Source organism: Saccharothrix stipae, assembly GCF_054781895.1.
The window spans coordinates 98,099-122,648 of record NZ_BAAGTN010000005.1; the positions used below are offsets into that span (position 1 = coordinate 98,099).

The 24,550-nt window shown below is 71.2% G+C and carries 25 protein-coding genes; 13 read left to right on the plus strand and 12 right to left on the minus strand.

Going from position 1 to position 24,550, the window contains the following annotated elements; genetic code table 11:
- Positions 1 to 36 precede the first annotated feature (36 nt).
- Positions 37 to 1,125, minus strand: a complete 1,089-nt coding sequence (locus ACYVLT_RS09260; protein WP_461119718.1) for a helix-turn-helix domain-containing protein — start codon at positions 1,123 to 1,125, stop codon at positions 37 to 39.
- 63 nt (positions 1,126 to 1,188) lie between these two features.
- The gene (locus tag ACYVLT_RS09265; protein WP_461119719.1) at positions 1,189 to 1,896 is read right to left on the minus strand and encodes an EcsC family protein; all 708 of its coding nucleotides are present in this window, start codon (positions 1,894 to 1,896) and stop codon (positions 1,189 to 1,191) included.
- Positions 1,897 to 1,944: 48 nt separating this feature from the next.
- Here ACYVLT_RS09265 and ACYVLT_RS09270 point away from each other — a divergent pair, with 48 nt between their 5' ends.
- Entirely contained in the window at positions 1,945 to 3,033 is a 1,089-nt protein-coding gene (locus ACYVLT_RS09270) for an Rv2629 family ribosome hibernation factor (protein ID WP_461119720.1), read from the plus strand.
- 54 nt (positions 3,034 to 3,087) lie between these two features.
- Here ACYVLT_RS09270 and ACYVLT_RS09275 read toward each other — a convergent pair whose 3' ends face one another.
- The 4 genes from ACYVLT_RS09275 to ACYVLT_RS09290 form a co-directional block, all read right to left on the minus strand.
- Complete coding sequence (locus tag ACYVLT_RS09275) at positions 3,088 to 3,936, minus strand: amino acid ABC transporter permease (RefSeq protein WP_461119721.1); 849 nt, start codon at positions 3,934 to 3,936, stop codon at positions 3,088 to 3,090.
- Positions 3,933 to 4,607 carry an amino acid ABC transporter permease gene (locus ACYVLT_RS09280; RefSeq protein WP_360463655.1) on the minus strand — a complete coding sequence of 225 codons (675 nt, stop codon included), beginning with the start codon at positions 4,605 to 4,607 and terminating at the stop codon, positions 3,933 to 3,935. Before ACYVLT_RS09280 ends, ACYVLT_RS09275 begins: the two co-directional genes overlap by 4 nt.
- Before the next feature lie 70 nt (positions 4,608 to 4,677).
- Positions 4,678 to 5,565, minus strand: coding sequence for a glutamate ABC transporter substrate-binding protein (locus ACYVLT_RS09285; protein ID WP_461119722.1), 888 nt, complete (start codon positions 5,563 to 5,565; stop codon positions 4,678 to 4,680).
- A 62-nt stretch (positions 5,566 to 5,627) separates the two neighbouring features.
- Positions 5,628 to 6,356, minus strand: coding sequence for an amino acid ABC transporter ATP-binding protein (locus ACYVLT_RS09290; protein WP_198932576.1), 729 nt, complete (start codon positions 6,354 to 6,356; stop codon positions 5,628 to 5,630).
- A 161-nt stretch (positions 6,357 to 6,517) separates the two neighbouring features.
- On the opposite strand from ACYVLT_RS09290, the gene ACYVLT_RS09295 reads away from it, so the two are divergent.
- Both ACYVLT_RS09295 and ACYVLT_RS09300 read left to right on the plus strand, forming a co-directional pair.
- Positions 6,518 to 7,189: a response regulator transcription factor gene (locus tag ACYVLT_RS09295; protein ID WP_073886595.1), complete on the plus strand. Its 672-nt coding sequence runs from the start codon at positions 6,518 to 6,520 to the stop codon at positions 7,187 to 7,189.
- Positions 7,190 to 8,569: a sensor histidine kinase gene (locus tag ACYVLT_RS09300; protein ID WP_461119723.1), complete on the plus strand. Its 1,380-nt coding sequence runs from the start codon at positions 7,190 to 7,192 to the stop codon at positions 8,567 to 8,569.
- 122 nt (positions 8,570 to 8,691) lie between these two features.
- Here the strand turns inward: ACYVLT_RS09300 and ACYVLT_RS09305 are convergent, their stop codons facing one another.
- Positions 8,692 to 9,642 carry a TAXI family TRAP transporter solute-binding subunit gene (locus ACYVLT_RS09305; protein ID WP_461119724.1) on the minus strand — a complete coding sequence of 317 codons (951 nt, stop codon included), beginning with the start codon at positions 9,640 to 9,642 and terminating at the stop codon, positions 8,692 to 8,694.
- A 57-nt stretch (positions 9,643 to 9,699) separates the two neighbouring features.
- On the opposite strand from ACYVLT_RS09305, the gene miaB reads away from it, so the two are divergent.
- Positions 9,700 to 11,169, plus strand: a complete 1,470-nt coding sequence (gene miaB / locus ACYVLT_RS09310; RefSeq protein WP_461119725.1) for a tRNA (N6-isopentenyl adenosine(37)-C2)-methylthiotransferase MiaB — start codon at positions 9,700 to 9,702, stop codon at positions 11,167 to 11,169.
- Entirely contained in the window at positions 11,166 to 11,642 is a 477-nt protein-coding gene (locus ACYVLT_RS09315) for an Rv2732c family membrane protein (protein WP_461119726.1), read from the plus strand. The genes miaB and ACYVLT_RS09315 overlap by 4 nt, the downstream gene beginning before the upstream one ends.
- A gap of 231 nt (positions 11,643 to 11,873) precedes the next feature.
- On the opposite strand, the gene ACYVLT_RS09320 is transcribed toward ACYVLT_RS09315, so the two are convergent.
- Positions 11,874 to 13,208 (minus strand): DUF349 domain-containing protein, encoded by a 1,335-nt coding sequence (locus ACYVLT_RS09320; protein ID WP_461119727.1) that lies wholly within the window; start codon positions 13,206 to 13,208, stop codon positions 11,874 to 11,876.
- 185 nt (positions 13,209 to 13,393) lie between these two features.
- Here ACYVLT_RS09320 and ACYVLT_RS09325 point away from each other — a divergent pair, with 185 nt between their 5' ends.
- The 3 genes from ACYVLT_RS09325 to dapF are packed head-to-tail and all read left to right on the plus strand — an operon-like array spanning position 13,394 to position 15,843.
- Positions 13,394 to 14,119, plus strand: coding sequence for a class III extradiol dioxygenase subunit B-like domain-containing protein (locus ACYVLT_RS09325; RefSeq protein ID WP_461119728.1), 726 nt, complete (start codon positions 13,394 to 13,396; stop codon positions 14,117 to 14,119).
- A gap of 4 nt (positions 14,120 to 14,123) precedes the next feature.
- Positions 14,124 to 15,032: a tRNA (adenosine(37)-N6)-dimethylallyltransferase MiaA gene (gene miaA, locus ACYVLT_RS09330; protein WP_461119729.1), complete on the plus strand. Its 909-nt coding sequence runs from the start codon at positions 14,124 to 14,126 to the stop codon at positions 15,030 to 15,032.
- Positions 15,033 to 15,042: 10 nt separating this feature from the next.
- Complete coding sequence (gene dapF, locus ACYVLT_RS09335; RefSeq protein WP_461120154.1) at positions 15,043 to 15,843, plus strand: diaminopimelate epimerase; 801 nt, start codon at positions 15,043 to 15,045, stop codon at positions 15,841 to 15,843.
- A 25-nt stretch (positions 15,844 to 15,868) separates the two neighbouring features.
- Here the strand turns inward: dapF and ACYVLT_RS09340 are convergent, their stop codons facing one another.
- The 3 genes from ACYVLT_RS09340 to ACYVLT_RS09350 are packed head-to-tail and all read right to left on the minus strand — an operon-like array spanning position 15,869 to position 19,182.
- Positions 15,869 to 16,744 (minus strand): SMP-30/gluconolactonase/LRE family protein, encoded by an 876-nt coding sequence (locus ACYVLT_RS09340; protein ID WP_461119730.1) that lies wholly within the window; start codon positions 16,742 to 16,744, stop codon positions 15,869 to 15,871.
- Positions 16,737 to 17,966: an MFS transporter gene (locus ACYVLT_RS09345; protein WP_461119731.1), complete on the minus strand. Its 1,230-nt coding sequence runs from the start codon at positions 17,964 to 17,966 to the stop codon at positions 16,737 to 16,739. The genes ACYVLT_RS09340 and ACYVLT_RS09345 overlap by 8 nt, the downstream gene beginning before the upstream one ends.
- Positions 17,950 to 19,182: an MFS transporter gene (locus ACYVLT_RS09350; RefSeq protein ID WP_461119732.1), complete on the minus strand. Its 1,233-nt coding sequence runs from the start codon at positions 19,180 to 19,182 to the stop codon at positions 17,950 to 17,952. The genes ACYVLT_RS09345 and ACYVLT_RS09350 overlap by 17 nt, the downstream gene beginning before the upstream one ends.
- Before the next feature lie 49 nt (positions 19,183 to 19,231).
- On the opposite strand from ACYVLT_RS09350, the gene ACYVLT_RS09355 reads away from it, so the two are divergent.
- From ACYVLT_RS09355 to ACYVLT_RS09365, 3 genes are all read left to right on the plus strand, one after another.
- Positions 19,232 to 19,732, plus strand: coding sequence for an ArsR/SmtB family transcription factor (locus ACYVLT_RS09355; protein ID WP_461119733.1), 501 nt, complete (start codon positions 19,232 to 19,234; stop codon positions 19,730 to 19,732).
- Between the two features lie 43 nt (positions 19,733 to 19,775).
- Positions 19,776 to 21,221 carry a GTPase HflX gene (gene hflX / locus ACYVLT_RS09360; protein ID WP_461119734.1) on the plus strand — a complete coding sequence of 482 codons (1,446 nt, stop codon included), beginning with the start codon at positions 19,776 to 19,778 and terminating at the stop codon, positions 21,219 to 21,221.
- 88 nt (positions 21,222 to 21,309) lie between these two features.
- Positions 21,310 to 22,254, plus strand: coding sequence for a hypothetical protein (locus tag ACYVLT_RS09365; RefSeq protein ID WP_461119735.1), 945 nt, complete (start codon positions 21,310 to 21,312; stop codon positions 22,252 to 22,254).
- Between the two features lie 52 nt (positions 22,255 to 22,306).
- Here ACYVLT_RS09365 and lexA read toward each other — a convergent pair whose 3' ends face one another.
- Entirely contained in the window at positions 22,307 to 22,984 is a 678-nt protein-coding gene (lexA, locus tag ACYVLT_RS09370) for a transcriptional repressor LexA (RefSeq protein ID WP_461120155.1), read from the minus strand.
- 241 nt (positions 22,985 to 23,225) lie between these two features.
- On the opposite strand from lexA, the gene ACYVLT_RS09375 reads away from it, so the two are divergent.
- A complete protein-coding gene (locus ACYVLT_RS09375; RefSeq protein ID WP_461119736.1) occupies positions 23,226 to 23,723 on the plus strand; it encodes a LysM peptidoglycan-binding domain-containing protein in 498 nt (165 codons plus the stop codon).
- 258 nt (positions 23,724 to 23,981) lie between these two features.
- Positions 23,982 to 24,440: a transcriptional regulator NrdR gene (gene nrdR, locus ACYVLT_RS09380; protein ID WP_461119737.1), complete on the plus strand. Its 459-nt coding sequence runs from the start codon at positions 23,982 to 23,984 to the stop codon at positions 24,438 to 24,440.
- The last annotated feature ends 110 nt before the right edge of the window (positions 24,441 to 24,550 follow it).

The window sequence follows — 24,550 nt, forward strand, 5'->3', positions numbered from 1 at the left end:
CGAAAACGAGCTTCACCCGCGACGGAACGGCTCCGGTCACGGCGCGAGGTCCGCTTCCTCACGACGAGGCAGGTCGTCGGACTTGATCTGCCCGTGCATGAGTTCCACTGCACGCGTCACAGTCACGACACCGTTCCGCCACGCCCTCATCACCGCGTCGGCGTACCGCGGCGGCACGCGTACCGCTTCCAGGTCCGGTTGGGGAACCCACCCCACCGCCTCCAGCAACTCGGCTCGTGTCGGATTGGCCGGGATCCACCTGGAGACCGACTCCTGATCGAGCGCGCCTACGTGTGCTGCCTGCCGCACGACTAGCGACCAGGACGTCCGGTGACGGGCGGCCAACCCGATCAGCACATCTCGTAGCTCGCCGGATGGCGGCGCCGCCGACACGGCTTCCGACACGGCTTCCGAGGGGAGCAGCAGTTCAGCGGCATAGGCGTCGATCACGACCTCGCGGTCAGCCCGCGAGGCGGACACCCCCAGGTCGCTGGAGTGCTCGTCGCCGAGCACGAGGTGCCCGAGTTCGTGCGCCGCAGTCGCGCGTCGCCTGCCGGGATCCGGCTCGCGGCTCACCACAGCGACCGCGATGTCGTCGTCGCGCAACGACGCGCCGTCGCCCGGGAGGTCGGTGACGAGCACGAACTGCCCGGCGAGCTCGCACACCGACATGAGCGTGTCGATCGGCTGCCGGTCGAGTCCCAACCGATCACGCGTCCAGCGAGCCGCTTCCCGCGCTCCCTCCGCATCGGCCACACCGTCGTAGGTCAGCAGTCGTGGCAGTTCGAGCACACTCGAGTCGGCCATCTGCCGCACGTCCCGCAACCAGGCGAGCAGCTTCGCCTCAAGCTGGTACGACCGACGGGAGGTCTCGCTGTCGGTCTCCTCCACCAGCTGGGCCCGGCGCGACAGCACCGGCGGCCGTGCCGACAGGAAGTGGCTGAGGGGAACTTCCAAGGCTGTCGAGAACCTCGCCAACTCAAGCGCGTCGACCTTGCGCGTGCCGGCTTCCACCTTGGCTATCGCCGAGCGCTCCAGGCCGATGGCTCGCCCGAGCTCGTCTTGGGACAGGCGTGCAGCAAGCCGGCACTCCCGCACACGTTCGCCTACGTCAGCCCAGTCCACGACTCCATAATCGTGCGAAATTCGCACATGTCAACCCCGCCGGGGTTCACTCGATGCGGTCGGCTACTCCCGGTTCTCGACGATCGAGACGATCTCGCCGTCGATGACGGTGCCGTCCACGACCGCCGGGGCGTCCTCGTGCTCGGTGAAGAAGCGGGCCGCGAAGGCGCCCACCGCGCGGGTGGTCACGGCGTCGAACGTGCCACCGATCACACCGCCCACCAGCGGCACGCCCTTGGCCAGGGTGACGGTCGCCTTGGAGGTGCCGTACTTGGCCAGCAGGGTGAAGCCGACGCGCTTGTTGATCTCCCGGATGAGCTGCGCGGGGATGCGTTCGATCAGGTTCATGGTGAGCTTGGCACCCACCCTGATGCCCGCCTTCTTCAGCAGCTCGGTCCCGGCGTTGCCCAGCAGGCACACCAGGATCGCCGTCTGCACCTCGTCGCTGTCCAGGTCGTGCCCGTGCACCGCGGCGATCGAGGCGATCAGGTGCGTCTGCACCAGGTACGACGCGGTCAGGTTCGCGGGCAGCGTCACCGGCAGCGTGATCAGGCCGCCGACGTTGGTCGCGAAACCCTGCACGCCGGCCGCCGCCACGTGCGTCCGGATCAGGTGCTTGATCGCCTCCTCCGGCGTCAACCCCTTGTCCAACGCCTCCACGGCCATCTGCCGAGCGCCCTTGAACGGCCCGAAACCGTTGATGCCCACCCTGAGGAGGTGGTCAACGGCGCTCTGCTGCACCCTGGTGATCGCACCCGGTTCGTCCACCATGCCCCCGAGGTTACGCGGCGCGCGAGCGGGTAGCCGAGACCAATGGACATGTCTTCGTTGGGAGAGCTGGTCCGGCAACGCGGCCCGTTCGCGTCGGTCTACCTGGACGTCTCGCACGACACCGAGGACGCGGCCAAGGCCATGGAGCCGCGCTGGCGCGGTGCGCGCGAGGAGTTGGCCGGGCAGGGCGCGGACGACGCGACGCTGGACGCGATGCAGGAGGCGGCGCTGACGCCGGTGCCGGGCAAGTCGGGTCGGGCGCTGATCGCGGCGCACGGCAGGCTGCTGCTGGACCGGGTGCTGCCGCGCCCGCCCGGCCGCGAGATCGTGCGCTGGTCGGACCTCCCGCACCTGCTGCCGCTGGCCATCTGGACCGAACCCACCGTGCCGCACGTGATCGTGCTGGTCGACCGGGCGGGCGCGGACCTGCACGGGTACGACGGGCGCGGCGAGCGGACCGGTGAGGCGCACGGCGAGGTGCGCGGCGACGAGCACCCGTTGCACAAGGTTCCCGGCGGCTGGTCGCACCGACGGCTCCAGCGGGCCGTGGAGGAGACGACCAGGCACAACGCGGCGCTGGTGGCCGCCGAGGCGGACCGGATGGTGACGGACCTGGACGCGCGGCTGCTGATCCTGGGCGGCGAGGTGCAAGCACGTGCCGAGGTGCGCGAGGAGCTCAGCCTGCGGTGCCGGGACGTGCTGATCCAGGTCGAGGGCGCGAGCCTGGCCGAGGGCGCGGACGACGCCGCGTTCGACCAGGCCGTGCGGTCGCTGGTCGCCCAGTACCAGTTCGACCTGGACAACGACGTGGTGGAGGAGTTCACCGACGAGGCGGGCCGCCCGCACGGCCGCGCGGTGCAGGGCCTGGCCCCCGTGGTGGAGGCGCTGCGCGAGGCGAAGGTGGCCGCGCTGCTGGTGTCGGACCCGGCGCTGGGCGACCGCACCGTGTGGTCCGGCGACGACCCGGCGCAGCTCGCGCTGAAGGAGACCGAACTGCGCGGCCTGGGCGTCGAGCACGTCGGCGAGCACCGCGCCGACGAGGCCCTGGGCACCGCCGCCGCGGCGACCGGCGCGCAGGTGGTCGTCACCGAGGTGGCCGGCCTGAGCGAGGGCGTCGGCGCGCTGCTGCGCTACTGACGAAGAGGGTCTCCGCCGTGCCACGAGCGCGGCGGAGACCCTCCCGGACGACGGTCAGACGGCCGCCGCGACGACGTCGTCGGCCGGGTTCCTCTCCAGCTCGATGACCTTCTTGTCGCGCCGGTTGCGCTTCTCCAGGTACGTCGCCAGCCAGGTCAGCAGCAGGCACATCGCGATGTACATCGCGGCCACCACGATCGTGACGGGCACGAGCGGCCGGCCGAACTCGAAGATGCTGCCCACGTACCGGGCGTAGCGCAGCAGCTCCTCGTAGGTGATGAGGAAGCCCAGCGCGGTGTCCTTGAGCAGCACGACGAGCTGGCTGATGATCGCCGGCAGCATCGCCCGCACCGCCTGCGGCAGCAGCACGTAGTTCATCACCTGGGTCTTGCGCATGCCCACCGCGTAGGCGGCCTCGCTCTGCCCGCGGGGCAGGGACAGCACGCCGGCGCGGAACACCTCGGCCAGCACCGAGCCGTTGTACAGCGTCAGGCCGAGCACCACCGAGTAGAACGGGGCGCCCAGCGACAGGCCGTAGTGGAACACGAAGATCAGCACGACCAGCGGCACGGCCCGGAACAGCTCGACGACCAGCATCGACGGCACGCGGATGACCTTGTGGTCCGACAGCTGGCCCGCGGCGAAGATCGCCCCGAACAGCAGCGCCAGCACCGCGCCCGCGGCGAACGCCTTGAGCGTGTTCAGCAGCGCGTCGAGCAGGTCGGTCTGCACCTTCTCGTACTGGATCCAGGTCCACTTCTGGCCGTCGAACTGACCGCTCTCGGCGAACCGGTAGACCACGAAACCGATCGCCGCGACCAGGAGGATGACGCCGAGGACCGCGTAGAGGCGGTGGCGCAGCCGGGCGCGGGGCCCGGGGACGTCGAACAGGACCGAGCTCATCGGGCGATGCTCCACCGCTTCTCAAGGCTGCGTTGCAGCAGGGTCATGGGGATCACCAGCACCACGAAGAACGCCGCGACCCAGAGCAGGCCGATCAACTGGCTCTCGCCGCGCTCGGAGAGGTTGGCGCTGATGGAACCCGCCTGGAACACCGAGAAGCCCGCCGCGATGGTGGTGTTCTTCAGCAGGGCGATCATCGTGCTCATCATGGGCGGCACGACCGCGCGGGTGGCCTGCGGCAGCACCACGGAACCCAGCATCTGGCCGAAGGTCAGCCCCAGCGCGCGGGACGCCTCCGCCTGGCCCACCGGCACCGTGTTGATGCCCGATCGCACGACCTCGCACACGAACGCGGCCGTGTAGAGGATCAGCGCGGCCAGCGCGGCGGTGAAGTAGTAGCCGGACGCGGAGCCGCCGAACGTGTCCGCGTCCACGATCTTGAGCAGCGGGAACGCGAAGGCGAAGAAGAAGAACACCAACGTGAGCGGGGTGTTGCGGACGATCGTCACGTAGGCGGTGCCGATGACCCGCATCACGGGGACCGGCGCGACCCGCAGCATCGCCAGGATCGTCCCCAACACCAGCGACCCGACCGCGGCGATCAGGAACAGCTCGACGGTGTTGAGGAACCCGGGCCCGTACAGGTCGAGGTTGTCGAGCAGGACGTCCATCGGCTTCCTCGGCTAGGTGGGTGTGGTGCGGCCGGCCGCCGGAGGACCCGACGACCGGCCGCGGACGTGATCAGTAGCGGTCGAGCACGGGCTTGTCGGTGGTGGAACCCGACTTGCCCAGGGTGACGTCGTAGGCCTTCTGCCAGTCGCCGCCGTCGAGGGCCGCCTGCAGGATGTCGTTGACCTTGTCGCGCAGCGCCTTGTCGTCCTTGGGCAGGCCGATGCCGTACGGCTCGTTCGAGAACGTCTGGCCGACGACCTTCAGCGTGGTCGGCGACTGCGAGGCGTAGCCCTTCAGGATCGCGTCGTCGGTGGTGACGGCGTCGACCGCGCCCTGCTCCAGCTGCTCGACGCACTGCGAGTAGTTCTGCAGCTCGACGATGTTCTCCGGCTCGGTCAGGCCCTCGGACTTGACCTTCTGGATCGGCGTGGAGCCGGTCACCGAGCAGACCTTCTTGCCCTTGAGCGCGTCCTTGCCGGTAATCGTGTTGTCGTCCTTCTTCACCAGCAGGTCCTGGCCCGCGGTGAAGTACGGGCCGGCGAACGCGACCTGCTCCTTGCGCTTGGCGTTGATCGTGTAGGTGCCCACGTAGTAGTCCACGTCACCGTTGATCAGCGCCTGCTCGCGACCGGCCGACGGGATGGCCTTGTACTCGATCTTGTCGTCGCCGTAGCCGAGCTTGGCCGCGACGAGCTTCGCGATCTCGATGTCGAAGCCGGTGAACTTGCCGCTGGTCGGGTCCTTGTAACCCAGGCCGGGCTGGTCCTCCTTGACCCCGATGATCACCTTGCCGCGGGCCTTGATCTTGTCGAACGTCGGCGAGCCGTCGACCTTCACGTCGGCGGCGACCTGCTGCGAGGGGGCCGAGCCGGTCTCGCCGGGGCCACCCTCCTTGCCGCACGCGGTCAGGGCGAGGCCGCCGGCCAGCAGCGCCACCGCAAGGGTGCGAACCCTCATCGTCGTTCTCCTGCTCTTCTTCGGTAGAGCGGCGCCAGGCTCAGCGCCGCGGTCGTGGGACTTCAGTGGGTCAGGATCTTGCCAAGGAAGTCCTTCGCGCGGTTGGACTTCGGCGCGGAGAAGAACGCTTCCGGCGTCGAGTCCTCGACGACCTCGCCGTCGGACATGAAGATCACGCGGTCCGCGGCCTTGCGGGCGAAGCCCATCTCGTGGGTCACCACGAGCATGGTCATGCCCTCCTTGGCCAGCGTCGTCATCACGTCCAGCACCTCCTGGACCATCTCGGGGTCCAGCGCGGAGGTGGGCTCGTCGAACAGCATCACCTTGGGCCGCATCGCCAGGGCGCGGGCGATCGCCGCGCGCTGCTGCTGCCCGCCCGAGAGCTGGGCGGGGTACTTCTCCGCCTGGTTCGCGATGCCGACCCGCTCCAGCAGCTCCATGGCCGTCTTGCGGGCCTGGGCCGCCGGGGTCTTGCGGACCTTCACCGGCGCGAGCATCACGTTGTCGACGATGCTCTTGTGGGCGAACAGGTTGAACGACTGGAAGACCATGCCGACGTCGGCGCGCAGCCGGGCCAGCTCCTTGCCCTCGGCGGGCAGCGGCTGGCCGTCCACCTCGATCACGCCGGACTCGATGGGTTCGAGCCGGTTGATCGTGCGGCACAGCGTGGACTTGCCCGAGCCCGACGGCCCGAGCACCACGACGACCTGCCCCTTCGGCACCTCCAGCGTCACGTCCTTGAGCACGTGCAGAGGTCCGAAGAACTTGTCCACGCCCGCCATCCGGATCATCGGCGGAGCAGGAGTGGCGGCGGTCATCAGTCCTCCAGTAGGGGTTCCTGAGCGATGGCGGAAACCTAGGTGTGCATGCCCACACCAGTCCAGGCGGTTGAGCAAGACTTAGGGTCTCAACTCTGTCACAGGGTGGCGACACTTATCGGGGAGGCTCCACGGTGCGGGTGCTGTTGGTCGAGGACGACGACCGCGTGGCAGAAGCGCTGGTACCGGCGCTGACCCGGCGAGGTTTCACGGTGGACCGGCAGGCTACCGGTAGGGGGACGCTCGATCGGTTGACCGGGGTCGACGTGGTGCTGCTCGACCTGGGCCTGCCCGATGTGGACGGTGTCACGCTCTGCCGGCACATCCGTGCGGCGAGTGACGTGGCCATCATCGTCGTGTCGGCCCGCGGCGAGATCGACGACCGGATCCTCGGTCTGCACGCCGGCGCGGACGACTACCTGGTCAAGCCCTACGACGTGGGTGAGCTCGTGGCCAGGGTGCACGCGGTGCGGCGGCGGCGCGGCGACCCGGTCGGCGTCGGCGGCACCGGGACCGAGGTCTTCGAGGTCGCCGACGTGCGGGTCGACCTCGGTCGGCACGAGGTCACCGTGGCGGGCGAACCCGTGGCGTTGTCGCGCAAGGAGTTCCAGGTCCTGGCCCTGGTGGTGGCGGCGGGTGGCGCCGTGTGCACCCGGGAGCGCATCCTGGCCGAGGTGTGGGGACGCACCTGGGCGGGGGCCAACCGGACCCTGGACGTGCACGTGGCGACGTTGCGGACCAAGCTCGGGCGTCCTTCGTTGTTGGAGACGGTGCGCGGTGTCGGGTACCGGTTGAGCGGGGGCTGAGTGCGGTCGCGGCTGCTGGGCATCGTGTTGACGCTGGTCGTGCTCGTGCTGCTGGGCATGGGCGTCCCGCTGGGGCGCGGCGTGGCCCAGACGGAGCAGCAGGAGATGTTCCTGGACCGGCTCACCGACACCACGCGGTTCGCGTCCGTGGCGCAGCGGCCGTTCATCGACGACCAGCCGGAGGTGCTGGAGGCCGAGCTGCGCCGGTACCACGAGCTGTACGGCATCCGGGTGGCGCTGCTCGGCCAGGACGGCCAGGTGGTGGCCGCCTCCTCCGACGGCGTGGACGTGTCCTCCCCCGAGGTGGCCGACCTGGTGCGCGGCGCGTTGGCCGGTCGCCAGCCGGTCGCGCCGGAGCTGGTCATGCCGTGGGAGTCGACCGAGCTGGTGCTGGCCGAGCCGGTGCTGGAGGCGGGCGAGGTCCGGGGCGCGGTGGTGACGTTCTCGCCGACGTGGAAGACCCGGAGCGAGGTCCTGCTGTGGTGGTCGGTGCTGCTCGCGTCGAGCCTGCTGGTGCTCGCGATCGGCGTGTTCGTGGCGTTGCCGCTGGTCCGGTGGACGTTGCGGCCCGTGCGGCGGTTGGACGACGCCACCGGGCGGCTGCTGGCGGCGGTGGTGTCCGGGCAGCCCGTGCAGCCGGTCGGCTCGTCCGACGGGCCGCCGGAGCTGCGGCAACTGTCGCGGTCGTTCGACCAGATGGCCGCCAACGTGGGTGACGTGCTGGCGTCCCAACGCGCGTTCGTCGCCGATGCCTCCCACCAGCTGCGCAACCCGCTGACGGCGTTGAAGCTGCGTCTGTCCAATCTGGAAGACCACGTGGTCGGCGAGGGCGTCACGCACCAGGCGGCGGCGTTGGAGGAGGCCAACCGGCTCAACCGGATCCTGGACGAGCTGCTGTCCATGGCACGGGCGGGCGCGCCGTCGGTCGACCCCGTGCCGGTGGACGTGGACCGGGCGGTGGCCGGCCGCCTGTCGGCCTGGCAGCCGGCCGCCGCGGCCCGCGAGGTGCACCTGGTGCTGGACGGCGAGCCCGGCGGCACGGCCCTCGTGCCGCCGCGCGGCGTGGAGACCGTGCTGGACGCGCTGCTGGACAACGCGCTGAAGTTCACCTCCGACGGCACGCTGGTGCGCGTCGACGTCCGCCGCCGCGACGGCGTGGTCCGGCTGACCGTGCAGGACGAGGGGCCCGGCCTCGCGCCGGACGAGCTGGACCGCGCCACGGACCGGTTCTGGCGCAGCCCGGCACACCAGAACGTGCAGGGCTCCGGCCTCGGCCTGGCGCTCGTGCGGCAGATCGTGGACCGGGTGGACGGCCAAGTCCGGCTGGAGTCGCCCGAGGAGGGCGGCCTCCGGGTCGTGGTCGAGTTCCCGGCCGCCTGAACCGGTCAGGACGTGACGGCCGCGCCCTCGGGCTGCTTGCCCACCGCGAACGGGTCGGCGGGCTTGCCGCTGTTGGCGTCGATCACCGACACGGTGTTGGCGACTGGCTGACGAAGCGCGGGTCAAACCTTGACGTCGCGGTAATAGCGCATCGCGCCGGGATGCAATTCGATCGGTGTCGTCTCGATCGCCGACCTGACCTCGATCGACCTGGCCACCGGGCTCGCCGCGACCAGCTCCGGCTGAGCCTGGAACAGACCCCTGACCAGGGCTTCCGCCACGTCGTCCGACATCGTGTCGTTGACCAGGAGGAAGTTGCGCACGACCAGCGTGACCACCGGGCCGCCCCCGACCTGCTCGTAGGCCGAGGCCGGCAGCGTCGCCGAGCCGTAGACCGGGAAGTCCTCCCGCAGCTTCGGCAGCACGTCGCCCAGGTCGAGCATCCGCAGCTTCACCGTGGTGGCCAGCGTGGTGACCGCGTCCGTCGGCACGCCACCGGACCAGAAGAACGCGTCCAGCGCGCCGTCGCGCATCGCGTTCGCGCTGGTCGGCAGGTCCATGTACTGCACCTTGAGGTCGGCCTCCGGCGACATCTTCGCCGACTCCAGCAGCCGTTGGGCGATCAGCCACACCCCGGAGTCGCGGGCGCCCACGCTCACCCGCAGGCCCTTCAGGTCGGCCAGCCTGGTCGCGGGCAGGTCGTCCCGCACGATCAGCTGGAGGTAGTCGTCGTGCATCCGGGCCAGCGCGTACAGCTTGTGCGCCGCGTCGCCCTTCTGCTTCTCCTCCGCCGCGTCGGCCGCCGAGAAGCCGACCTGCGCCTGGTTGGCCCGCAGCCGGTCGAGGTTGTCCACCGAGCCCGCCGTGTTCGCCACCTGCGGGCGGGGGATGCCCGGGTCCCGGGTCCACGCGTCGGCCAGCGCCATGCTCAACTTGTGGTAGACGCCGCCGGGGCTGCCGGCCGCCATGGTGAGCTTGACCTGGTCCAGGTCGTCGCCGCACGCGGTCAACGACAGGGTGGCCAGGGCCAATGCGGCCCCGACCGCGTGCAACCGCAGCAGCGTTCCCGACACCTGCGCATCGTCGCACGTCCACGCTCTACGCTGGACCCGACGGAAGGACTAGGTGCAGTGACTCGCAGTTACCAGATCCGCACGTTCGGCTGCCAGATGAACGTGCACGACTCCGAGCGCCTGGCCGGCATGTTGGAGGACGCGGGCTACACACCCGCGGCGGGCGACGTCACACCGGACGTCGTCGTGTTCAACACCTGTGCCGTGCGCGAGAACGCCGACAACAAGCTCTACGGCACGCTCGGCCACCTCGCGCCCGCCAAGTCCGCGAACCCCGACATGCAGATCGCCGTCGGCGGCTGCCTCGCGCAGAAGGACCAGGGCGAGATCGTCAAACGCGCCCCCTGGGTCGACGTGGTCTTCGGCACGCACAACATCGGCTCGCTGCCGGTGCTGCTGGAACGCGCCCGGCACAACCGCGAGGCCCAGGTCGAGATCCTGGACTCGCTGGAGACCTTCCCCTCGACGCTGCCCGCGCGCCGCGACTCGGCCTACTCCGGCTGGGTGTCGGTGTCCGTCGGCTGCAACAACACGTGCACGTTCTGCATCGTCCCGTCGCTGCGCGGCAAGGAGAAGGACCGCCGCCCCGGCGATGTGCTGGCCGAGGTCCAAGCACTCGTCGACCAGGGCGTCCTGGAAGTGACCCTCCTCGGCCAGAACGTGAACTCCTACGGCGTCGAGTTCGGCGACCGCTTCGCGTTCGGCAAGCTGCTGCGCGCCACCGGCGCCATCGAGGGCCTCGAACGCGTGCGCTTCACCTCGCCCCACCCGAAGGACTTCACCGACGACGTCATCGCCGCCATGGCCGAGACGCCCACCGTGTGCCACTCCCTGCACATGCCGCTGCAGTCGGGCTCGGACCGGGTGCTCAAGGAAATGCGCCGCTCGTACCGGACCACCAAGTACCTGTCCATCCTGGACAACGTCCGCGCGGCCATGCCGGACGCCGCCATCACCACCGACATCATCGTCGGCTTCCCCGGCGAGACCGAGGCGGACTTCCAGGCCACCCTGGACGTCGTCCGCGAGGCCAGGTTCTCGTCCGCGTTCACGTTCCAGTACTCCAAGCGCCCCGGCACACCCGCCGCGGAGCTGCCCGACCAGCTGCCCAAGCAGGTCGTGCAGGAGCGCTACGACCGCCTGGTCACGCTCGTCAACGAGATCGCCCACGAACTCAACCGCGAGCAGGTCGGGCGCGAGGTCGAGCTGCTGGTCGCCTCCGGCGAGGGCCGCAAGGACGCCGAGACCCACCGGATGACCGGCCGTGCCCGCGACGGCCGCCTGGTGCACTTCACGCCCGGTGACGCCGAGGTGCGCCCCGGCGACGTCGTGGAGACCGTGGTGACCTACGGCGCGCCGCACAACCTGATCGCCGACGGCCCGCTGCTCTCACACCGCCGCACCAAGGCCGGCGACCGTTCCGAAGCGGGTCTGAAGCCGAAGACCCCCGGCGTCACGCTGGGCCTGCCGTCCTTCGGCAAGCCCGCCGCCCAGCCCGCGGCGGTCGGCGGGTGCGCGGTCGGATGAGCCAGCACGACCCGGACGACCTGGCCGGCCTGCGCGAGGAGATCGACGGCGTCGGCCGTTCCGCCGCCAAGCACTTCGACCCCGGCGCCGGCGCCCTGACGATCGCCATCGCCGCCCTGGCAATCCTGGTGTCGCTGATCCTGCCCTGGGTGGACGACATCCGGGGCTTGGGCATCGTGTCCGGTGAGGGCCCCGGCCTCCCCCGCGTCTTCGCCTACATGGCGATCGTCGTGGGCGTCCTGCTCCCAGCCCTGACCCTCGCCGTCCGCCGCTGGGCATTGGCCTGGATCTGCGCACTGGCATCGTTCGCCGCCTCGGTGGCAGGCGTGCTCTCGATCTGGACCACCCAAACCACCACGGGCCACCACCCCGGCCCGGGTCCGGGCCTGGGTCTGATCCTGGCCGTCATCGCCGTCGTCGTACTGCTGGTGAAGTGGCTGAAACTAGCCGCCTCCCGCCCACCTATGCAGTAACCCCGCACACGGCCCCGGCACGGCCCTCCGAGTCCACCTCCCCCACCCACCCACAACGGCCCCGCCGCCGACCCACCGAGGCTCGATTTGACATGGGTTCGGGTGCCTTAGGCTGGACGAAGCCGGGCAGGCAGGGCGGGACGCTTTTCCCCGCCGTGCCTGCCCGGCTTTGGCCTGCCTGGGGTGCCCGTAAGGGCCCCGAGTCAAATCGAGCCGGACCCAACGGCCCCCCTACCTGCTGGCCACCGCCTGCTCCGCCGCCGCCAGCCACTCACGCCACTGCTTCGCCTGGGCCTCAGCCTGCTCGGCCCGCCTCTTGTCACCGGCCGAACGAGCCTTCGCCGCCTGAGCCTCGAACTGCTCGACCCGCTCCCGGAACTGCGCGACGCGCGCCTCGGCCTCCGGGTCGGACTTGCGCCACTGCGCGTCGACCGCCCCGCGCACCCGCTCCTCGATCGTGCGGAGCTTGCCCTCCAGCTCACGGACCCGCTCGCGCGGCACCTTGCCGATCGCGTCCCACCGCTCCTGGATCTTGTACAGCTGCTGCCGGGCAGCTTCCAGGTCCAGCGACGGGTCGATCCGCTCCGCCTCGGCGAGCAGCTCCTCCTTCAGCTTCGCGTTGGACGCGAACTCCGCGTCACGCTCGCTGAACGCCTCCGACCGCTTCGCGAAGAACGCGTCCTGCGCGGCGCGGAACCGCTGCCACAGCGCGTCGTCGGCCTCCTTGGGCGCACGCCCGGCGGCCTTCCACTCGACCATCAGGTCCTTGTACCGGCCGGCCGTCGGGCCCCAGTCGTCGGACTCGATGAGCTTCTCGGCCTCTTCGACCAGCTCCTGCTTGCGGTTCTTGGCCACGCTGCGCTGCCGGTCCAGGTCCGCGAAGTGCGACCCGCGCCGGCGGTTGAACGCGTCACGCGCCTTGGAGAACCGCCGCCACAGCTGCTCGTCGGTCTTGCGGTCGACACCCCGGATGGTCTTCCACTCATCCAGGATCTGCCGCAACCGGTCGCCGGCGGCCTTCCACTGCGTCGACTCGTTGGCCAACACCTCGGCTTCCTCGACCAGCTCCAGCTTCCGGGCGCCCGCCGCGGCGCGAGCCTCGTCCTTGGCGACCTTCGCGGCCTCCAGCCCCTTCTCGGCCAGCGCCAGGACGTACTCCACCCGTGCGGCCAGAGCGGCGAGGTCGCCGACCACCGCCGCGTCGGCCAGGCTCTCCTGGACGTGCTTCGCGCTGGTCAGCGCGTGCTTCGGGTCTCCCGCACCGGAGGACAGCCGCGTCACCAGCAGCTCGACCTCGGTGCGGATGTCGTCGAACCGGCGCGCGAAGTGCGCCAGGCCCTCGGCGGGCTCGCCCGCCTGCCAGGAACCGACGACCCGCTCGCCCTCCGCCGTCGTGACGTAGACGGTGCCGTCCGCGTCCACGCGCCCCCAGCGGTCAGGGTGGTCCGACGCCACGGGGACCGGTGGAGCCGCCGTGACCGGCGTCGCTTCCACCCGGGTCTCCTCGACCACCGCCCCCGCACCACTGTCGCCAGTGGTTCCCGGTGTCGTCTCGTGCTCCGCCATCGCCGGCTTCCTCCTCGCCTGCCCACTTCGTGGTGCCCGTGCCGACCACGGGCGCCCCGCCTACGACGGGGCCCAGCACCCGAGTACCGCGACGCTCCCTAAGAGTGCCCAGTACCTCGCGCGCATTCAAACAGGTCAAGGCTCGCATCGGTACCGGTGGTGGCCGATGAGTAGCGTGGGCTGCCATGATCTCGCGCTTGGCGGTCGTCCCGCACCCCCCGCTGTTGGTGCCCGAACTGGTCTCCGGGGCCGTGTCGGACACCGAGCAGGTGCGGTCGGCGTGCCTGGCCGTCGCACGGGAACTGGCCGCGCACGCGCCGGACTGGGTGGCGGTCGGCGTCGACCCGTCCGGTCCGCGAGTGATCGAGCACGCGACCGGCACGTTCCGCGGCTTCGGGGCGGACGTTCGGGCCTCCCTGTCTTCGCTCACCCCGCCCTCACCCTCCCCACACCCACCCCCGACCACGCCCTCTGCGGACGTGGATGACGACCTGCCCCTACCTGCCCTGATCGCCGCCTGGCTGCGCGAACAGGTCGGCGCAAGGTCCGTCCGCGTCCACCTCGTCCCTCCGGACCTGCCCACCGCCGACTGCCTCACCCTGGGCGCGCGGCTGGCCGGCTCCCCGGCGCTGCTCGTGCTCGGCGACGGCTCGCACCGACGCGGTGAGCTGGCCGTCGGCCGCCCGGACGAGCGCGCCGAGCCGTTCGACGAGGACGTGCGCAAGGCGCTGGCCACCGCCGACACCGCCGCGCTGCGCTCGATCGACCCGGTGCTCGCCGCCGACCTCGGCGCGAACGGACGCGCCGCCTGGCAGGTGGCCGCCGGCATCCCGGGCGCGTGGCGGTGCACCCGGTCGACGTTCCTGGCGCCATTCGGCGTCGGCTACCACTTGGCCGTCTGGGAGGCTTGACCACGTGAACACCCCCATCCCCGTCGCGGTCGTCGGACCCACCGCCACCGGCAAGTCGGACCTGGCCGTGCGGCTGGCCGTCGAACTGGGCGGCGAAGTGGTCAACGCCGACGCGATGCAGCTCTACCGGGGCATGGACATCGGCACCGCCAAGATCACCGAAACCGAGCGCCACGGCGTCCCGCACCACCTCCTCGACGTGCTGGACGTGACCGAGACCGCCTCCGTGGCCGCCTACCAGCGCGAAGCCCGCGCCGCGGTCGAGCGGCTCCTCGCCGAAGGCCGCACCCCCGTGCTGGTCGGCGGCTCGGGCCTGTACGTGCAGGCCGTGCTGGACGACCTGGTGTTCCCCGGCACCGACGAGAAGATCCGCACCCAACTCGAACGCGAACTGGCCATCTTCGGCTCGGAGACGCTGCACGGCAGGCTGGCCCAGCTCGACCCCGCCGCCGCCCTGGCGATCCTGCCCAGCAACGGCCGCCGCGTGGTGCGCGCGCTGGAGGTCATCGAGCTGACCGGTCAACCGTTCTCGGCCACGCTGCCCAAGTCGGGACCGGCCCGCTACGACACCCACCTCGTCGGCCTCGACCGCGAGGTGTCCGAACTGGACGAGCGCGTCGACGCACGCGTGGCGGAGATGTTCGACAAGGGCCTGGTGGACGAGGTCCGCGCCCTGGAGGCCCGCGGCCTGCGCGACGGCCGCACGGCGTCCCGCGCCCTGGGCTACCAGCAGGTGCTGGCCGCGTTCGACGGCGAGCACTCCCTGGAAGAGGCCGCGGCCGCCACCGCGCAGGCCACCCGGCGGTTCGTGCGCAAGCAGCGGTCCTGGTTCCGCCGCGACCAGCGGGTCACCTGGTTCGACGCGGGCTCCCCCGCGCTGGCCGACGACGTGCTCAAACTGGTCGCACCGTAGCCTGGTGACCGTGGGTATCGAGTTCCTGAAGGGCCACGGCACCGAGAACGACTTCGTCGTGCTGCCCGACCCGGACGCGCTGCTGGACCTGACCGAGTCGCGGGTGCGCGCGCTGTGCGACCGGCAGCGCGGTCTGGGCGCGGACGGCGTGCTGCGGGTCGTGCGGCCGGACTTCGGCCCCTGGTTCATGGACTACCGCAACGCCGACGGCTCGATCGCCGAGATGTGCGGCAACGGCGTGCGCGTGTTCGTGAAGTACCTGGTCGAGGCCGAGCTCGTGCCCGCGGGCGAGTTCACCATCGGCACGCGTGCCGGTGAGCGGCACGTCATCGCGCACGACGACGGCACGGTGACCGTGGACATGGGCCGCGCGCTGGTCACCGGCACGGGCACCGCCACGGTCGGCGGCACCGCGTTCGGCGGCGTCGCGGTGAACGTCGGCAACCCGCACCTGGCGTGCGTGACCGACGTGCCGGTCGCGGAGCTCGACCTGAAGCTGCCGCCCGGCCACGACCCGGCGCAGTTCCCGCACGGCGTGAACGTCGAGTTCGTCAACGTGCTGGACGAGGGCGCCCTCCGGATGCGCGTGCACGAGCGCGGCGTGGGCGAGACCCGGTCGTGCGGCACCGGCACGGTGGCGGCGGTGGCGTCGTGGCTGTACGGGGCCGGTCGGCGCACCGGCAAGGCCACTGTGGACGTCCGCGGTGGACAGGTGTCCGTGGTGATCGAGGAGGAGACCTCCACGCTCACCGGACCGGCCGTGCTGCTGGCCCGCGGCGAGCTCGACCAGGCCTGGTGGGACGCGCTCTAGAGCTGGGACGCGCTCCGGAGGTGGTCTAGAGGTCGAACACCTCCAGCTTGCCCAACCGCTCCCCGGCCACCACCTCGGGCTGCGAGCTGGGCGCCGTGCAGCAGACCAGCTTGTCACCGACCACCGCGACCGCGAAGCAGACCTGGCTGGTCTCCACCTTCCGGGTGATCTCGCCACCCTCCTCGACCCGGAACGCGAACGGCTGGAGCGCGGGCGCCACCCACACACCCCCGTCCGCGTCCACCGCGATGCCGTCCGGCGCGATGAAGTGCTCGCGCAGCGACGCCCACACCCGCCGGTCGGACAGCGTGCCGTCGTCGGCCACCGCGAAGGTGGTCAGCCGGAAGGCCAGGGTCTCGGCGACGACCAGCCGCCCGCGCTCGCCGTCACGGCCGGGCAGCCACCCCATCCCGTTCGGGAACTTCATGTCCTCGGCCGCCACGCTCACGCCGCCGTCCGACCGCACCAGGGCCAACGGCGTGCCGGGGGCGACCCAGTCCGGCGCCAGCATCGGTCCCTCGCCACCCGCCGCGAGGGCGGCGTGCAGGTCGAAGCCGAAGTTGCCGACGTACGCGCGGCCGTGCGGGTCGACCAGCATGTCGTTGGCGTGGAAGGTGGCGATCCCGTTCAGGTCCGCGTGCTCCACCAGAGCGCCGTCGGGCTCCAGCCGCAGCACCCGGCGGTCGCGCATCGACACCACCAGCAGGCGGCCGTCCGGCAGCCAGCCCAGGCCGGACGGCTGCCCCGGCACCTCGCAGACGACCTCCTCCTCGCCCGTGGCCAGGTCGAGCACGCGGACCTCGTGGTCGTAGAAGTCCGAGTAGACGAGCCTGCCGTCGGGCCCCTGCCGCGGGCCTTCGCCGAACCGGAGACCCTCGCGCAGCACGGTGGTGTCAGCCATGCCGGTCGAGGCTAGTGATCACCGGCAGGTCCCGCATCGACCGCAGTGGTGACAGGACCACCCAGACGGCGGACAGCACCATCCCGGCCGACGCGACCCACAGCGTGTTCCGGACGCCGATCCACTCGGCCAGCGCACCGCCCGCCACCGCCCCCACCGGCATCGCGCCCCAGGCCAGGAACCGGATGCTCGCGTTCATCCGGCCCAGCAGCCGGTCCGGGCACAACGCCTGCCGCAGGCTGACCTGCGCGACGTTGTGGACGACCACGCCCGCGGACGTGACCAGCGTGCCGACCGCGAACAACGCCAGCCGCCAGCCCGGCTCGGTCAACGGGACCAGCACCCACGCCGGCTGCGTGACCAGCAACGACAGCCACACCAGCCGCGCCTGCCCGAGCCGCGCCAACCGGCCCGCGAGCAGACCCGCCAGCACGCCACCGGCGCTGCCGACGCCCAGCAGCACGGCGGTGGTCGTCGTCGACAACGCCAGCTCGCGCAGCAGGAACAGCACGTTGACCGCGCCCCACATGGCGTTGGTCAGGTTGAACCACGTCGTGCACAGCGCTATCGGCCGCAGCAACGGGTGCCCGAACACGAACCGGAGTCCTTCGACCATGTCCGCCCGAAGCGCGCGCTCGCGCCGCTCCACGGCCCGTTCAGGCGTGCGCATCCCCCACAGCAGCAGCGCTGACGTGAGGAACGACGCGCTGATGGCCAACACCGCGTTCGCGCTGCCCAGGACCTGCACCAGCGGCCCGCTCAACGGCCGACCGGACAGCCGCGCGACCTGCTGCGTCGACACCAGCCGGCCGTTCGCCACGGCCAACCCGGCCCGATCGACCAGCATCGGCAGGTACGCCTGGGAGGCCACCTCGAAGAACACCGTCAGCACACTGGCGCCGAGCGCGGCGAGCAGCAGGTGCGTGAACGTGAGCCGGTCCAGCCACGCCGCGACCGGCACCGTGACCAGGACCGACGCCCGGGCGACCGTGCTCCACACCAGCACGGGCCGCTTGCGCACCCGGTCCACGTAGACGCCCACGGGCAGCCCGATCAGCAGGAACGCGGCCGTGCCCGCGGCGGTCAGCACACCCACCTGGAACGCCGACGCGTCCAGTGCCTCGATCGCCACCACCGGCACCACGAACGTGTAGACCGCCGCCCCGAACTGGTTGACCGCGTCACCGCCCCAGAACAGCCGGAAGTCACGCGGTAACGGCATCACGGCTCCTCAGCGGCGACAGGATCACCCACAGCACGGCCGCGGCCTGGCACGCCATCCCGACCGCCAACGTGGCCGTCACGCCCACACCACCACCGAGCGCGCCGCCCACCAGACCACCCAGCGGCATCGCGCCCCACACCACGAACCGGATGCTCGCGTTCATCCGACCCAGCAGGTGGTCCGGGCAGATGGACTGCCGGTAGCTGACCTGGGCGATGTTGTAGACCGTCGCGCCGTACGCCACCGCGGCCTCGCCGACGAGCACGAACGCGATCCGCCAGTCCGCCGCGCCGAGCGGGACGAGCACCCCGAACGGCCACGTGACCAGGCCGGACAGCCAGATCACCGTGGTCTGGCCGAAGCGGGCGTTCCACCGGTTCACGGTCAGCGCGCCCAGCACGCCGCCGACGCCCGCCGAGCTGAGCACCAGGCCCACCACGCCCGCGGACAGCCCGAGCTCGCGCACCAGGAACAGCACCAGCACGGCCGCCGCCATGCCGCCGAAGAAGTTCGCGGTCCCGGTGCAGGCCACGATCGCGCGCAGCGACCGGTGCCCGAAGACGAACTTCAGGCCCTCGGCGATCTCGTGGACCAGACCGGGCTTGTCCGGCGGCCGCGGCGGTGGCTCGACCGTCCGGATCCGCAGCAGGAACACCGCCGACACCAGGTAGCCGACGGCGGTGGCCAGCACGCCGATCGCCGCGCCGACCAGCTGCGCGACGCCGCCGGCCGCCGCCGGGCCGGACACCGCCGCCACGGCCCTGCTGGCCTCAAGCTTCGAGTTGCCCTCGACCAGCTGCTCCCGGCCGACCAGCGCGGGCAGGTAGGACTGGTAGGCGATGTCGAACATGACCGTGGCCGCACCCACCAGCAGGGCGACCACGACGAGCTGGGCCAGCGTCAGCACGCCCAGCCACCAGGCCACCGGCACCGACAGCAGCAGCGCCGCCCGGGCGAAGTCGGCCACGAGCATCACCGGACGGCGGCTCAGCCGGTCCACCCACACCCCGGCGGGCAGCCCGATCAGCAGGAACGCGGCCGTGCCCGCCGCCGAGAGCACGCCCATCTCGAACGGCGTGGCGGACAGCGCGCCCACGGCGAGCAGCGGCAGCACGGTCTGGCCGATCGTGGAGCCGAACTGGCTGACGGTGTCGCCTGCCCACAGCAGGCGGAAGTCGCGATGAGACCAGAGGGACACGACGGGAAGTGTCACGCGAGTGATTGGAAAGTGTCAATCACTTCTGCCGCGCCGGTCTTATGCTGTGCCGGTGCAACGACGTCCGGCGACCGACGCCGAGGCCGCCGCCCTGGCCTCGGCCGTGCGGCTGCGCATCATCCGGCTCACCTACGACCGCGCGATGACCAACAAGGAGATCGCCGAGCGGCTCGGGAAGGACCCCGCGACGACCCTCCACCACGTGCGCAAACTCGTCGCCACGGGCTTCCTGGAGGCGCAAGGGGAGCGTGTGGGCAACCGGGGCGCGCGGGAGATCCCGTACCGGTCGACGGGCCTGTCGTGGCGGCTCACCAAGGACGGCACCCCGCACTCCGAGGAGACCAGCGAGGCCGTGTTCCAGGCGTTCCTGGGCGAGGTCGCGGAGCTGGGGCCGGCCGCGATGAACCAGTTCCGACTGGTGGCCCGGGTCGACCGCGGGGAACTAAAACGGCGCCTCCAGACGTTGTTGGATGAGCTGGCAGCCGAGCCGGCACACCCCGACGGTGAACGCGTGGCGATCTACCTGGCCCTCTACCCAGGCGATTAACCACTCGGTCCCCTCAGGGGTGCCGTGGGACGATGAAGGGCAAATGACGGAAAACACGTACAACAGCAACGACTGGCTCGACCACGAGGACGAGCTGTCCACCGGCGACCTGGCACTCGAAGAGCGCACCGCGCTGCGCCGCGTAGCCGGGTTGTCCACCGAGCTCGAAGACGTCACCGAGGTCGAGTACCGGCAGCTCCGGCTGGAGCGGGTCGTGCTGGTCGGCGTGTGGACCGAGGGCACGGCGGCGGACTCGGACGCGTCCCTGGCCGAACTGGCCCTGCTCGCCGAGACGGCGGGCTCCGAGGTACTGGAAGGCCTCGTGCAGCGGCGCGACCGGCCCGACCCGGCCACCTACATCGGCTCCGGCAAGGTCCACGAGCTGCGCGACATCGTGATCGCGACCGGTGCGGACACGGTGATCTGCGACGGCGAGCTCTCCCCCGGCCAGCTGCGGCAGCTGGAGGAGAAGCTCAAGGTCAAGGTCGTCGACCGGACCGCGCTGATCCTCGACATCTTCGCCCAGCACGCGTCCACGCGCGAGGGCAAGGCGCAGGTCGAGATGGCCCAGCTGCAGTACCTGCTGCCGCGCCTGCGCGGTTGGGGTGCGTCGCTGTCCCGGCAGGCCGGTGGTCGTGCCGGTGGCGCCAACGGCGGCGTGGGTCTGCGCGGTCCCGGTGAGACCAAGCTGGAGACCGACCGCAGGCGCATCCGCGCGCGCATCGCCAAGCTGCGCCGCGAGATCGCCGGGATGAGCGTCGTCCGGGAGACCAAGCGGCACCGCCGGGTGGCCAACTCGGTGCCGAACGTGGCCATCGCGGGTTACACGAACGCGGGCAAGTCCAGCCTGCTCAACGCGCTGACCGACGCGGGCGTGCTGGTGCAGGACGCCCTGTTCGCGACCCTCGACCCGACCACGCGGCGCACCGAGACCCCCGAGGGCCTGCCCTACACGTTGACCGACACGGTCGGCTTCGTGCGGCACCTGCCGCACCAGCTGGTCGAGGCGTTCCGGTCGACGTTGGAGGAGGTCGCGGACGCGGACCTGCTGGTCCACGTGGTCGACGGGTCCGACGCGATGCCGGAGAAGCAGGTCGTCGCGGTGCGCGAGGTGATCAGCGAGATCTCCTCGCGGCGTGACGACCCGATGCCGACCGAGCTGCTCGTGGTGAACAAGGTCGACGCGGTGGGCGAGCTCGGCCTGGCCCGGCTGCGGCACCTGTTCCCGGGTGCGGTGTTCGTGTCCGCGCACACCGGCGAGGGCATCACCGAGCTGCGCGAGCGCATCGCGGCCATGACGCCGCGGCCGGAGGTCGTGGTCGACGCGATGGTGCCGTACGCGCGGGGCGAGCTGGTCGCGCGCGTGCACCGCGAGGGCGAGGTGCTCAAGGAGCGGCACACCGAGGAGGGCACCGAGCTGTCCGCCAGGGTGCGGCCCGACCTGGCCGGCGTGCTGGAGAAGTTCGCCGTGAACGGAAGCCGCGCCTGAGCCGTTGCGCGCTCTGCTGGTGGTTGTAGGGCTGCTGATGACGGCCGGTTCCGCAGGGGCGGAGCCGGCCGTCGTCGACGTGTGCGCGGTGACCGACCCACGGCTGGAAGAGCTGTCCGGGCTCGTCTCGAACGGCGACCGGTGGTTCGCGGTGAACGACAGCGACAACGGCCGGTTGCAGATCCAGGTGCTCGACCGCAATTGCGCGATCAGCCGCACGATCACCGCGCCCAACAACCCGTTCGACGTCGAAGACCTCGCATTGGCGCCTGACGGAACTCTGTGGGCGGCGGACACCGGCGACAACGGCAAGTCTCGCGAAACCGTGGCATTGCACGCGGTTTCACCCGACGGCAGCGCCCGTTTGTACCGACTCACGTATCCTGACGGAAAGCACGACGCCGAGGCATTGTTGCTCGACGGTTCCGGCATTCCGCACATCATCACGAAGGAAACGCTCGGCTCGGCGTTGGTCTACCGGCCGGCGTCCCGGTTGGCCGAAGGCGTGCCGACGCCGATGGAGCAGGTGGCGCGGGTGTCGATCGGCGGGACGGACACGCCGGGCGGGCCCATGCAGAACTCCGTGGTGACGCGCGTGGTCACGGGCGCCGCGATGACCAGGGACGGCCGGGTGGCGGCGGTGCGGACCTACACCGACGCGTACCTGTTCGCGGTGCCGGACGGCGACCTGGCCGAGGCGCTGGAGTCCGAGCCGGTGCGGGTGCCGCTGGCCGGTGAGCCGCAGGGCGAGGCGATCGCGTTCGACCCGGACGGCACGCTGCTGTCGGCGTCCGAGTTCGGCAACGCCGGCGGCGCGTCGTCCACCGTGCGGGCGGTGGCGGGCGCGGCGGCGTTGGCCGTGCCGCCCGAACCCACCACGACCACCACCTCGGCGGACGCCCAGGCGCCCCCCGACGACACCGCTCCCCCGCCTGACGACCCGCGGTCGCCGTGGCCGGTGGTGGGTGGCGGCGCGGTGGCGTTGGTGCTGGTGGGAGCACTGGTGCGCCGATCGCGCCGCCGCCGGACCTGAGCGGTCGGCACCCGTTCGGGAGCCGTGGTCAGAGCCTGCGCAGGACGGTGGGTCAGAGCCTGCGCAGGACCGCCACGACCTTGCCCAGGATCGACGCGTCGTCACCGGGGATGGGCTGGTAGGCCTCGTTGTGCGGCATCAGCCACACGTGCCCGTCGTCCTTGCGCTTGAACGACTTGACGGTGGCCTCGCCGTCGATCATCGCGGCCACCACCTCGCCGTTGTCCGCGGTCGGCTGCTGGCGGACGACGACCCAGTCGCCGTCGGTGATGGCGGCGTCCACCATCGAGTCACCCACGACCTTCAGCAGGAACACGTCGCCCTCGCCGACGATCTCGCGCGGCAGCGGGAACACGTCCTCGATGGCCTCCTCGGCCAGGATCGGCCCACCGGCCGCGATGCGGCCCAGCATGGGCACGTACGCGGGCGTGGGCTTGGACGCCGGGTCGAGGCCGGTCACGATCTCGGCGGGCAGCACGCCCACCGCGCGCGGCCGGTTCGGGTCGCGGCGCAGGTACCCCTTCCGCTCCAGCGCGCGCAGCTGGTGCGCGACCGAGGAGGTGGAGGTCAGGCCGACCGCCTCCCCGATCTCGCGCACGCTGGGCGGGTAGCCGAACCGGTCGAGCCAGTCGCGGATCACGTCGAGCACCTTGCGCTGGCGCAGGGTGAGCCCGGCGTTGCCCGCGATGTCCGCCGGTTCGGGCGCGGAGGGCACATCTGCGGTGCGCAGGTCTTCGCTGGTCTTGCGTGCCACGGTGCTTCCTCCTCACCGGTCCCGATTGCCCAGGCCGGCTCTCCGACGATCTTCACTTGTGGACGGTAGTCGCGTTCCGTGTCCAGATCAAACACCTGTTCGAAGTAAACCTCGGCGTGTCCTAGCGATTTCGCCCGGCGAAGTGGTAGACATTCGCACGGACGTTCGATCGAACACAGGTTCGATCATGATCGGATGACCTGCGTTGGAGGACATCATGGCGGTGGTCATTGGCACCCGGAACAGCTTCGAACTCGTGGAAGGCGCCGGTGTCGAGGATGTCGCCCTCGGCGCGGGACTGCGACCGGGACCACGGGTACTTCGCCGGTTCGAAGTACACGACAAGGACAACCGCCGCCCGTCCACCCGCACCCGACCGCTCGCGGTGCGCCGGACCGCGCCGGACCCGGTCGCCTGCGAGGTGCGGCCGCAGCGCCACCCGGCCGTCCAGTTCGCGGGCTACGCGGTGGCCGCGGCCCTCTTCGCCGCCCTGCTGAGCGGGCTCTACCTGTACGTCTCCGGCGCCACGACCGTCCCCGAACGCACCAACGTCGTACACGTCCAGGTGGGCGAGTCGCTGTGGGACGTCGCCGAGCGCAGCGCGCCCAACAGCGACCCGGACGCCGTGGTGTCCCGCATCCGCGAGCTCAACTCGCTCGCCGACACCGACGTCGTCCCCGGCCAGTCGCTGGTCGTCCCCCACGGCACCCCCTGAGACCCGCTGCCAAGCCCTGACGAGCCGCGCTCCCGGACCTCCGCGAGCGCGGTTCGCGCGTTTCCGGGCAGCCCCGTCCGATTCCGCCGTCCGAGTGACGGGACACGCCCGCGTCCGACTTGCAGCGCCGTGGGCCTTGGGCATAGGTTGACCCCTACATCTAGTGGTCGCACCGTTGTAGTTAGTCCACAGGTTGGGGTTTTCCCGACGAGTGGGGCTAACGCGATGGGTGCTGCCCAGGGGAGGGGGAGACCAGCCGTGCGATGCCCGTTCTGCCGGAACTCGGACTCGCGTGTGGTCGATTCCCGCGAGGTCGACGAGGGCCAGGTCATCCGCCGCCGGCGGTCGTGCACGGCTTGCGGCCGCCGCTTCACCACGGTCGAGGAGGCCGTGCTCGCGGTGGTCAAGCGCTCCGGCGTCACCGAGCCGTTCAGCCGGGACAAGGTCGTCGTCGGGGTGCGCCGCGCGTGCCAGGGCCGTCCCGTCGACGAGGACGCCCTCCAGCAGCTGGCGCAGCGCGTGGAGGAGTCGATCCGCTCCGGCGGCGTCGCCGAGATCCCCAGCCACGAGGTCGGCCTGGCCATCCTCGGTCCCCTCCGCGAGCTGGACGAGGTGGCGTACCTCCGCTTCGCCAGCGTGTACCGCTCCTTCTCGTCCGTGGAGGACTTCGAGAAGGAGATCGCCGATCTTCGCACCGCCCAGCTCACGGACGACTGAGCGGACGCGACGCAAGACAACTGCGCCTGACCGGCTCGGACGGGGGGAGCCCGGACGTGGGTCGCGCACCGGAACGTCGAGAACTCGTGAAACGGAATGAGGAAGCCGGG

What these genes read in the sequence shown, in the direction of transcription:
- ACYVLT_RS09340 (WP_461119730.1), bottom strand. Translation starts at nt 16,744, where the DNA reads ATGGCTGACACCACCGTGCTGCGCGAGGGTCTCCGGTTCGGCGAAGGC.
- ACYVLT_RS09265 (WP_461119719.1), bottom strand. Translation starts at nt 1,896, where the DNA reads ATGGTGGACGAACCGGGTGCGATCACCAGGGTGCAGCAGAGCGCCGTT.
- ACYVLT_RS09280 (WP_360463655.1), bottom strand. Translation starts at nt 4,607, where the DNA reads ATGGACGTCCTGCTCGACAACCTCGACCTGTACGGGCCCGGGTTCCTC.
- ACYVLT_RS09270 (WP_461119720.1), top strand. Translation starts at nt 1,945, where the DNA reads ATGTCTTCGTTGGGAGAGCTGGTCCGGCAACGCGGCCCGTTCGCGTCG.
- ACYVLT_RS09275 (WP_461119721.1), bottom strand. Translation starts at nt 3,936, where the DNA reads ATGAGCTCGGTCCTGTTCGACGTCCCCGGGCCCCGCGCCCGGCTGCGC.
- ACYVLT_RS09320 (WP_461119727.1), bottom strand. Translation starts at nt 13,208, where the DNA reads ATGGCGGAGCACGAGACGACACCGGGAACCACTGGCGACAGTGGTGCG.
- ACYVLT_RS09315 (WP_461119726.1), top strand. Translation starts at nt 11,166, where the DNA reads ATGAGCCAGCACGACCCGGACGACCTGGCCGGCCTGCGCGAGGAGATC.
- ACYVLT_RS09285 (WP_461119722.1), bottom strand. Translation starts at nt 5,565, where the DNA reads ATGAGGGTTCGCACCCTTGCGGTGGCGCTGCTGGCCGGCGGCCTCGCC.
- hflX (WP_461119734.1), top strand. Translation starts at nt 19,776, where the DNA reads ATGACGGAAAACACGTACAACAGCAACGACTGGCTCGACCACGAGGAC.
- ACYVLT_RS09290 (WP_198932576.1), bottom strand. Translation starts at nt 6,356, where the DNA reads ATGATCCGGATGGCGGGCGTGGACAAGTTCTTCGGACCTCTGCACGTG.
- ACYVLT_RS09375 (WP_461119736.1), top strand. Translation starts at nt 23,226, where the DNA reads ATGGCGGTGGTCATTGGCACCCGGAACAGCTTCGAACTCGTGGAAGGC.
- ACYVLT_RS09325 (WP_461119728.1), top strand. Translation starts at nt 13,394, where the DNA reads ATGATCTCGCGCTTGGCGGTCGTCCCGCACCCCCCGCTGTTGGTGCCC.
- ACYVLT_RS09345 (WP_461119731.1), bottom strand. Translation starts at nt 17,966, where the DNA reads ATGCCGTTACCGCGTGACTTCCGGCTGTTCTGGGGCGGTGACGCGGTC.